Source organism: Zooshikella ganghwensis DSM 15267 (assembly GCF_000428585.1).
In the GTDB taxonomy this organism is placed as follows: domain Bacteria; phylum Pseudomonadota; class Gammaproteobacteria; order Pseudomonadales; family Zooshikellaceae; genus Zooshikella; species Zooshikella ganghwensis.
The window spans coordinates 1-10,345 of sequence record NZ_AUAF01000149.1; the positions used below are offsets into that span (position 1 = coordinate 1).

Annotated in this window: 8 protein-coding genes and 1 pseudogene; 2 read left to right on the forward strand and 7 right to left on the reverse strand. The window is 42.8% G+C overall.

Features of this window, described 5'->3' with window-relative positions; all coding sequences use genetic code 11:
• The coding region (locus F607_RS30995; protein ID WP_051311720.1) for an IS66 family transposase at window positions 1-567 on the forward strand (567 nt) is incomplete at its 5' end.
• Window positions 568-612: 45 nt separating this feature from the next.
• Here the strand turns inward: F607_RS30995 and tnpB are convergent.
• The 4 genes from tnpB to F607_RS31010 all read right to left on the reverse strand — a co-directional run bounded on the left by tnpB (window position 613) and on the right by F607_RS31010 (window position 5,579).
• Window positions 613-969, reverse strand: a complete 357-nt coding sequence (tnpB, locus tag F607_RS31000; RefSeq protein ID WP_038292005.1) for an IS66 family insertion sequence element accessory protein TnpB — start codon at window positions 967-969, stop codon at window positions 613-615.
• A 2-nt stretch (window positions 970-971) separates the two neighbouring features.
• Window positions 972-1,433 carry a hypothetical protein gene (locus tag F607_RS0121415; RefSeq protein ID WP_027709712.1) on the reverse strand — a complete coding sequence of 154 codons (462 nt, stop codon included), beginning with the start codon at window positions 1,431-1,433 and terminating at the stop codon, window positions 972-974.
• A 60-nt stretch (window positions 1,434-1,493) separates the two neighbouring features.
• Window positions 1,494-2,321 (reverse strand): RidA family protein, encoded by an 828-nt coding sequence (locus tag F607_RS31005; RefSeq protein WP_084611365.1) that lies wholly within the window; start codon window positions 2,319-2,321, stop codon window positions 1,494-1,496.
• Between the two features lie 669 nt (window positions 2,322-2,990).
• Window positions 2,991-5,579 carry a glucosidase family protein gene (locus tag F607_RS31010; RefSeq protein ID WP_051311721.1) on the reverse strand — a complete coding sequence of 863 codons (2,589 nt, stop codon included), beginning with the start codon at window positions 5,577-5,579 and terminating at the stop codon, window positions 2,991-2,993.
• 363 nt (window positions 5,580-5,942) lie between these two features.
• Between F607_RS31010 and F607_RS0121430 the strand changes: the two genes are divergently transcribed.
• Window positions 5,943-8,861 (forward strand): AMP-binding protein, encoded by a 2,919-nt coding sequence (locus F607_RS0121430; protein WP_051311722.1) that lies wholly within the window; start codon window positions 5,943-5,945, stop codon window positions 8,859-8,861.
• 10 nt (window positions 8,862-8,871) lie between these two features.
• Here the strand turns inward: F607_RS0121430 and F607_RS0121435 are convergent, their stop codons facing one another.
• The 3 genes and pseudogenes from F607_RS0121435 to F607_RS35265 form a co-directional block, all read right to left on the reverse strand.
• On the reverse strand, window positions 8,872-9,522 hold the full coding sequence (locus F607_RS0121435; RefSeq protein ID WP_027709714.1) for a hypothetical protein: 651 nt from the start codon (window positions 9,520-9,522) through the stop codon (window positions 8,872-8,874).
• A 24-nt stretch (window positions 9,523-9,546) separates the two neighbouring features.
• Window positions 9,547-10,044: a hypothetical protein gene (locus F607_RS0121440; protein WP_157365557.1), complete on the reverse strand. Its 498-nt coding sequence runs from the start codon at window positions 10,042-10,044 to the stop codon at window positions 9,547-9,549.
• A gap of 24 nt (window positions 10,045-10,068) precedes the next feature.
• A pseudogene (locus tag F607_RS35265) lies at window positions 10,069-10,345 on the reverse strand (IS4 family transposase); the annotation flags it as partial.

Genomic DNA, 10,345 nt, shown 5'->3' on the forward strand with positions numbered 1-10,345 from the left:
TTTATCGATTTAGAAAGCTATTATCCTGACCAAGCCACAAGGGTTCTGGATACCATCAGTGCCGTCTACGCCCACGAAGACAAGTGCCAACAGGCTAACTTATCTCCCCAAGATCGACTGAAGTATCATCAGGAGCACAGTGGCCCATTGATGGCCGCTCTCAAAGCCTGGATGGAACAGCAAGTAGTTGAACGTAAAGCTGAACCTAATAGCCCTTTAGGCAAAAGCTACCGCTATTGGTTAAAGCATTGGCAAACGCTAACACGGTTTTTAACCTATGAAGGTGTGCCCTTGGATACTAACCGCGTCGAACGGGCCTTAAAGCTAGCCATTCGGGTACGCAATAATAGCCTGTTTTATAAAACGCTTAATGGCGGTCATGTAGGGAGTGTCCTCATGTCGGTGATTCATACCGCATTACAGAATGGCATTAATCCCATTGATTATTTAACCGATCTACAAATCCATGCGCAATACGTTAAACAATCACCTAAGCAATGGTTACCGTGGTGTTATCAGGAAACCTTAAACATAATTAATAACCCCCAAGAGGATTTAGCGGCTTAATTAAAAAATAATGCGAAATTAAATTCATTAAAAAAATACACAACATTATTGAGCGCCAACGGGCTTCCAGTCGTCACTCATGGCTGCGCGCTGTGGATGGCCTTGATACAGCAGCACCTGTAAGGCTTGTGCATTGAGGGTGTACGTGCGCGTGTCCGCTTTAGGCCACCATTTTAATTGGCCTTGTGAAAAGCGTTTCATACATAACCAAAACCCTTGGCCATCGTAGACTAATAATTTAACCGCAATCCGTCGTTTATTGGTAAAGACAAAAATAGTCCCGCTATACGCATCTTCATTTAAATGCTGCTGACACAGTGCAATTAAGCTATCGATACCTTTACGGAAATCCACGGGATTCACCGCTAATAATAAACGATGATGAGGTGTTAATTGCAACATAATTACGCAATAAAATGATGAATTAATGCATCCACGGCACTGGTCGGTAATTGATGAATTTTTAAGACCGTGCCATCAGGACGGGTTAATTCAATCCCAAACACCATGGGTGATGCTGACGGCTTGTTATCCTGACGATTGACCACACCTGTCGTGGCAAGCTCCACGCTAATAAAATCAGTCGCCACAGATGCACGGGATGGCGAAGGCTTAGGTGGCGCTTTATCTGCAAGACAATCGGGTTCCCCTAATAACACCGCACGCTTATGCATAAACTGAGCACGGGTAAGACGTAATGTCGTTAATATCTTCGTGAGTTTATACTGCGCCAGCAGTCGAAAGACATCATGCCATAATGCATTAGGAAAGGGTTTACGGGGGTTAGGACGCTGCCGCCAGGCTTCAAACTTAGCCTTGACCGCTTCCAGTGTTAAAGGGATATCTGTGGGTGAATCGGTTTCCACGGCGCTTCTCCTGAACCATTAATGATGGAGGAAAAGGCTAACAGCAAAGGCTAGGGCGAGTCACGCACGTCCCCCGAGGGGATACATTTGTACCAAAGCATCCATAGGTAAACCTTCAACAACAACAACTGAGCGCGCAGGAACATAACCTAAGGTTCTAGCGATAGCAGAGTCTGGGAAAAATGTTGTATAAACTTCGTTGACAACTTCAATATCTGATAGGTTTCTGAGATGAATATTGATTTTAACAATATCGTCAAAAGGAACGTCAATACCTTCTAAAATTCCCTTGATATTTTTCAGGCACTGTGCAGCTTGCTCTTTCGCACCGCCAGCTACGATATTACCTGTTTTAGGATCGATAGGTAATTGAGCAGAAATATGGTTGTAATGTGAAAAAGCGACAGTTTGTGTCGATATAGAACTTTTTGGCGCATTTTCTGTGTTTCTTACAATTTTTACGAGATCGCAAGGTGCTTGTGTGCCTGAGCCTTCACCATTGGTAATAACGGCATCCATTTGTATCAATGCATCGTTCATAGGTAAAGCTGCAACGGCAAGTACTGTTCGGGTAGGAAGATAGCTTTGGAAGAATGTTGCATAAACTTCGTCAACAGCGTCAATATCAGTAATGTTTTTAAGGTATACATTGATTCTAACTACATCGGACATAGCATGGTCGATGCTTTCTACAATGGCTTTAATATTGAGCAAACACTGAGCTGTCTGCTCTTTTATTCCACCCGTTACGATTTTGCCGGTATTAGCATCGACAGGTAATTGCGCTGAAATATTATTGTAATGGGAAAAAGCTACAGTTTGTGTAAATAGAGAACTTTTTGGCGCATTTTCTGTATTTCTTGAAAGTTTTACAATACCGCTACACATATCAATATTTCTCCTCTTGGAAATAATTATTTTACGTGCTTCACAGTTTGAATACGTTTGAAAGGTATTTCAGATTGAAAAACCAAAACCCAGAAAATGAAGGGTGGTGTTATGCATGAAGTTTGTCAATGTCGATGTCGTGTTTTCTAATTTTTGTGGCACAATCTTTAATGTTCTACAGCAGAATAAAAAATAATGGAAAATAAAATTGATATTTGTCAATTTTACTGATTGTACGGCAAAAATTGACACATCCTAAAGGCATTATAATGAATTTGCTAGTCTTATGATTAAAGATTAATTAGCCTTTGATCTTGAAAATCATTTTTTAAAAAAACTAATTTAAAATTATATGGTTATGGTTTGGCTGAGATGGTTGGTTAGCGTTTTTTAGTGAGTATTTATCAAATTAGTGCTCTTGACTGTCAAGGCGGTTGTCTTATTTTACTAAATATTGACAATTTGAGCAGTTTTAAAATTTTATTTCTTGTAAAGGGGAGGATAAAAAAGGCTGCCTAAACTAGCGCAGCCTGTATTAACTATTTAAAGGTTATAGGTAGAGTTTAGTTATAACCTTCACGAATGATTTCTAGGTTTTGTTATCTTCACTCCTCACCGCAATCACCTATTAATATAGGCTCATGGGGCTTCGTCACTCGATGGCCGCACCTAAAAACCACTCGTATTGGGTATATTATTCAAAAATAATAACTTTATACCCTCAATGTTTGCTCTATTATTTATGGGATTTTCACTCTGGCCAGGGGCTAGATTATAGAGTCTGTTGTGTTCAAAGTAAGACATGTTTCGGTAATCTGAAATTCGAATTTGGTAAACTTCACTGTCATTTAAGAATACTTCATTGATTAAAGAAGACTCACTCCATGTTTCCCATTTAGGTAAATGGGGCATATAAACCACATCTTCATGAATCTTAACATTTGCGCTATTGAAAATTTCAATGCGTTTAACACTGGCAGTAACTCCTGTATTAACAGGACCCATGGCATTGGCATAAATTACCTGTAGAGAATAATTTCCACTGCGAATTGGGCTGAAGTTCTGCACTTCAAGAACTTCATGGGGCTCTCCCCAATTATTAAAATGCCATCTTCCATGGTTTAGCTCACTAGAAGCACCATCCAAAGAAACTAATCTTGCGTCACCAAAGGTAATGGTTTCAACTGTATTAGCGGGCCAAAAAGCATCAGCACGACTATGATGAGATACATGTCCAGAGCTGGTAAATTCTGCTTCTACTGAATAGAGATAGACTTCATTATGATAATTTGATGAATTTGGGTCAGTCCAAGATGTTGTATTAATGCCGCTGGCTACTTCTTTACCATTTCGATAAATATTGAAAACGACCGATTTTTCACCATTGGCAGTAAAGTTAACGGTCAATAATCCATTAGACTCAGTCACTTCCTCTATACTAGGTTCTCGGGGAGCAAAGAATTCTCGCCAATCACCCGTGTCTTTGACAATGGTCATAGGTTTAGAGCGCGTTGGTCCTTGGGTTAGTGTAATTTCAAAAACATTGCTGGATTGAAGGGCAGACTCACTGACAAAATCAGTACTAATAGTTGACCCATTGAGCTGAATCGACTGGATGTCATAATACCCACCCGTAAAACCGTCAGTATCTGGAAGGTTAATGAGCACATTTATAGTTTTTCCTTTATAGTTCAGATTTGACAGTGCTAAACGAGAGGAATTGCTGAACAAATTAGTACGAAGATCTTTGGTGATGAAGGGTAAAAAGCGAATGCCTGATTCATCAGTTTCCATGCCAAAGATGATATCTAAGGTCATGCTTATGTACGCTGCTACCGACCAGAGCTGTCGTTGAGAGTTGATGACGGGACCGCTGTATTTGCCATCCTCAACATAATTACCCAGGCTGGTAAATTCGAAGTTTTCCATATTCGATAAATTAATGGCGGAGCCATTAATTAAAGACATCACATTATGTGTAATTACCGAATCATTATGTGCTACTTTAGCTGCACGTAATGAATAAGCAGTCACAAATGGCCAGATTCCTCGGTTATGATAGATTGGGGTAAAGGGTTGCTGGGGCCAAATAACAGGGGGACCAACTTCTGAATGAGGGTAGTTAGCCATAATTTGCTCAGCTTTTGCTTGATCAGCAACGCCCGAAATAATCGCCAAAGATAAGCCTAATAAATCATATTTTTCTATGGCAGATGAATCGAGTGGAGAGCCAATTAGACCCGCATATAATCCTTTATCGGTTAACCAGAAATTAGCATTAATAGCCGTTTTTAAATCATTAGCCCAGGCTTGGTATTGAGTAGCTTCATGGGTTAATTCTTTTTCTGAGGCTAAGTCAGCCGCCAATTCTAATATAATAAAGTGGGCGACATTAGTGGAGAGTGATTTACTCATGCCAATATGGACAGTATCTTCTGCAGTCCATGAAGCATAGCTTTGTTCCCGCCAGTCTAAGAATGACTGCTCTCCAGTATATAAACCATCGTTAGGGTCGAATACCACTAAACGATCTGATGCAATAGTGTTAACCATTGCTGCATATGCTGTGTCACGGAAATGTATTCTTGCAGAACCTATTAACTGTCGTAAAACTTCTCGAGCACCAATAGCCCAGATTACTCGATCGGTGGAAAGCGGCCAGGAGCCTCCCGTTCCAGTATCTTGAATAATTTCCGGTGCGCCACTGATATCACGGCGATCAGATAACTTAAACGCCAAAGAGTTACGAGATCGTATAGGATCAATAAGCGCTAATCCTAAATCGACGGCATAAGCCGTATCTCTGGTCCAAACATAAGTCCATTTTCGGCCAGTCTCGAAGTAACCGCCAGGAGGTGCTTGAATGGGATTTCCTTGATTATATGCATTGTCGGAAATTTCCGAGACTGAGTTTTCGTCATTTTCATGAAGCGCCAAGGAAAATAGCGCATCAAAAAGCAAGTCACCACTGCGGATGATAATATCACTATTGCCTTCATTAATAGTCAATGAATTAGTGGCTGGGATATTGTCTCTAAGATTTTCAGTGGTTGATAGTGTATAAGAACGATATTGAGCATCTACATCTGGTACTGATACAGTTGCTGTATTTCCATTGAAACTCAAACTATCACTGCCAGAATTACTTCCCACTGTCATTGTGTCTGCAAATACTCCAGAATAAGGTACTAATAAAAAGGTAAAGCATTGGCCAATAAAGGAAAACGTTTTACTTATTTTTTTACTTAGTGCTGACATATTAACTCCTTTGATTAGTTGCCGAAATTAAGCAACGCGTCAAACCGTGTTCACCCCAAGAATTTTTATTATTAGAAATACCTAAGTACTCATAAGCAAAATAGTGAAAAAATCTAAAATGCAAGCCAGCTAATAAGGGATAATACCGACTGTCCAGTTGTTTTAAAATAAAAAATTGAAAATACGGCAGATTAATCCATTCTCTAACGGTTTGCCGCAAGGATGTGGTAACCAAGCCTCCTCATTTATAAATACGAATAAATTAAGGGCACTTCTAAACTTAAAAATTTGTATGATTCAGGTGCGTGATTGAAGAGGGGGGTTACACTGTAGATATGTATTAAGCAGGGTTGAACGAGTGGAATGGCGAGCGAAGCAGATTCTAACAAACATGACTGGCAAGACGATTTGAGTGATGACATAGCGCGGTTATTAGTTCAAATCGCCTGTGAGCTGGCAGAGGAGTTACATCCGCACTTGGGCCGTTTACAACATGTCACCTTGAAGAGTGATCTGGATAGTGACTTGGGCCTTGATAGCTTGGGGAGAGCAGAGCTGCTGGTGCGATTAGACCGGGCTTTTAAGGTGCATTTGCCGGAAGAACTGCTCAGCACCGCCACAACATTGCAAGACCTGTTTGATGCCTTGCAACTGGCTAAACCAAAGGGAAAACTGGAGCAGGCCAGTGATTCATTAGTAAGTCAAACCCGTTTGCCAAAAATTGAAGAGCCTGTAACAGCATCCACACTTGTTGAGGTCCTGTGTTTTCATGCGGCAACCCATCCTGAACGATGCCATCTGAAAGTTTGGCAAAATGATGCTGAAGAGCAACCTTTAACCTATGGCGCATTGCACCAGGCTGCTCTGACCATTGCCCAGGGGCTGTTAGAGCATGGCCTGGAACCTGGGGATAGGGTAGCCGTTATGCTGGTCACGAAGCCTGATTTTTTCGAAGTTTTTTTTGGCATTTTGTATGCGGGTGGTGTCCCTGTGCCGCTTTACCCGCCATTACGCCAGTCTCAGGTTGAAGACCATTTGCGCCGGCAAGCAGGAATTTTGAAAAGAGCTGAGGCAACCATCCTTATTGTGGGAGATGAATTACATCAGGTCGGGGTATTGTTATTTGGTTTAGTCTCAAGTCTTCGTGATATCAAAGCGGTTATTGACCTAAAAGCCTTTGGTCATATCGAAATGCCAGTGCCTGCTGATCCTAAGGCGACGGCACTTATCCAGTTTACCTCTGGTAGTACGGGTGATCCTAAAGGAGTAGTGTTATCACATGCCAATTTACTGGCTAATATTCGTGGGATGGGAGAGGCTTTGGAGGTTAATTCGACTGATGTGTTTGTAAGCTGGCTGCCGCTTTATCATGACATGGGGTTAATTGGTGCCTGGCTTGGATCTTTGTACTTTGGTGTATTTGTTTTCATTATGCCGCCCTTGGCTTTTCTTGCTGACCCATCGCGCTGGTTGCGCGCAATTTCTCGTGTACGTGGTACGTTGTCAGTGGCGCCGAATTTCGCCTTTGAATTATGTTGTAAAAATGTTCGGGACGAAGATATGACGAGAGTCGATCTGAGTTCACTGCGCTTAATGATTAATGGTGCAGAACCGGTGAGCCCCTTAACCATTGATCGCTTTAGCAAGCGTTTTGCGTGTTATGGGTTTAAGCCTGAGGTTATGACACCCGTTTATGGATTGGCTGAAAATTCGGTTGGACTGGCATTTCCTCCTGTAGGGCGTGGCCCTGTGATTGACCATATTGATCGGGTAGCCCTTGCTCGTCGGGGTGCGGTAATTCCCGCAGCACCGGATGACCCAACGCCACTCAGTATAGTGGCCTGTGGGCGACCTTTAACTGGACACCAGATAAGGATTGTGGACGATGCAGGTCATGAGTTGCCTGAACGAATGCAGGGTAGGCTTCAGTTTAAAGGACCTTCAGCAACAGCAGGGTATTTCAGGGATCAAGCCAAAACGGCAGCACTGTTTTCAGGGGAGTGGCTAGAAACTGGAGATTTAGCCTATATTGGGCACGGTGATGTTTATATCACTGGGCGAGTCAAGGATATCATTATTAAGGCAGGCCGAAATATTTATCCTCATGAAATTGAAGAGCTGGTGGGTCAACTACCGGGCGTACGCAAAGGGTGTGTGGCTGCGATCGCAAGTACAGACTCCCAGTCAGGCACAGAGCAGCTCGTGCTAGTGGTTGAGACTCGACTAACAGAGAGTCCGGCTTTGACAGAGCTGAGTAATAAGATTACAGAAGTTTGTACGGCATCCCTTGATGTTCCGCTGGACATCATCAAGTTTGTTCCCCCTCGTGCTATCCCCAAAACCTCAAGTGGTAAGATTCGCCGAGCAGCGACCAAGGCACTGTTTGAGGCAGGCGCTTTGGCTGCAAAGCCAAAACAACTTTGGTTGCAGTTGGTGGCATTAACGCTATCAAGTTTTGGTAGTCGGATCAGACGGATAAACTTGCGACTCATGGCACTATCTTACGCGGGCTATTGGTGGGGTGTTCTTGGTGTAATGTCTAGCTTGGTTTGGGGGCTGGTCATGGTATTGCCCAGGCGCCGCTGGCGGCACAGAGTTGTACATATCGCCAGCCGCTTGTTTTTCCTCCTGGTAGGTATTCCCCTTGAACTTGTTAGGGATGACTCTTTGGTTGGAGATACAGCCCGGCCTAAAGCTGGCTCAGAGCTTACCAAGGAAAGAGTACCCAGCGAAAGGGTGGTTTTGGTTGCAAATCACTCAAGTTACTTGGATGCACTGGTTATAACTGCAGTAATACCTGGTGAAATTACCTTTGTTGCTAAAGCTGAATTGTCCGGACATATTTTTGCGGGACCGGCATTACGTCGTTTAGGTGCATTATTTGCGCACCGAACTCAGGCAGCAGGTGGTGTGGAAGATACTAAGCGACAGAGTCAGGTGGCACGAGAGGGGCAGCGTATAATGTCTTTTCCAGAGGGGACACTGACAAGAATGCCAGGCCTGCTTGCATTTCACTTGGGTCCATTTCAGGTTGCTGCCCAGGAAGGTTTACCAGTAATACCTCTAACCCTTCGCGGTACTCGCACAATTTTACGAGGTGGGCAATGGTTTCCAAGGCAAGGACGTATTACGGTTCATTTTGGTGATCCTGTTATGCCCAAAGGTAGTGATTTTGCAGCAGTGGTATGCCTGCGTGACACCTTACGAGCAAAGATACTTGAACACTGTGAGGAACCTGATCTAGCCAAAGAACAGGTTCTGATTAAACCTACAAAAAAGTAGAGTGACATGACTACATAGGCATTTTGGGTGCAGAGCAACGTAATTCTTCGTAGGTTTTTTCTTTGATAATAATAAAGGGCGTTTCGTTTTCTACCCGACTGGTTTGCTGTAAATTAAGTTTTTGTCCTTCAGGTACATCATGAAAAATAAGCTCAATCCATTGTTTTTGGGTGCCATCAACGGCTTCTGCCGTTTTTAAGGTTGGTTTTGAGGCATGTTGCCATGAACCATTGTTGGTACGTAACTCAAAAAGGTCGTTACGATCAATGGGGGCATGACAGTCTGTTTCAAAGTGCATAATTAATCGTTTATCGATCGCTTTTAAGTAAACCGCTGGTATTTTAGTGTTGCGCTGTCGGTCTAGCAGTTTTGGATGCTTGCTGATGCGAGGGATGGCTTGTTCATCTAACTCCTGTTCTTCTTCTGTTTTTGTTTGGTTGGTCAGGGCCTTAGCTATAGGGCCAACTGCCCCTGTTGGATGATCAAAGTGCTGCTCTTGCTCGTAGCTTGTGAGTTGGTCAACCGATGTTGCTTCTTGTTGTAACTTTGTTGTGTCACTTTCAAACTCACTGATTTTATCCCAGCTCCACTGCGTCATACTGAACAATAAATAGACACCATTTGCGGCTTGTTGAACTTCACCATTGAGTTTATAAGGCACCCAAATCGTGTTTAGTTGTACACCTTATGCGGGGCGTAAGTCACCATCCACTTTGATTATCTGTCCATGGCGCTGGTTCCGATAATACTCAACGCGAACATCACGAAAGTTGACGCCTTTAATGACTTTTAGCTCACGCCATAGCTTACCTTTCCAGAAAACATAGACCCAGCCGCCATCAGGTAAGATATCAGTTTGATCCCGTCGTAGTGCATCAGTGATATAGCCCAGTGGCTTCAGGGGAATAAGGATATGCTCCCAGCATTCTTTTTCCTGTTTTTCATCAACAGTAGCTGCATTATCCAGCAGCTTTAAGCGCAGAGGCGGTTCTCCTTTCATGGCGACTTGCAAAAATATGCTGCGTGGATCTTCTGGTATTTTTTTAAACGATACTAAGCTTCGATGCTTGGTGGGTTCTCCAGTGACCGTCTGAGGATTTTGTAACAACTCACGTCCCTGGCTGTCTTTACTTAAACTTAAGCGTTGCCCATCACTGATATTATTACCAGCAACTTCCACCACAATTTTAAAATCTAAGTTTTCGCCCTATGTACAGGACAAAACTTTCAGGGAGTGCCGAAATACTGCCAGGTTAACACTTCCTTCTACTAATACCCTGTGTAAGTAATCAAGCCCTAGACGAAATAAACTTTTCGGTTTTCGGCCATGCTTTTTAAGCTTCAGTGGCTTAAGACTATTTTGCCATATACCCAATTTGAATGACCATGCTAATGCCAAAGCACAAACAAAAAATAGCTTTTCGAGACGATCTAGTTCCTGTAAATGCGTGCTTTCTAAGTCAAATCCTCTACTTTTTAAGCAA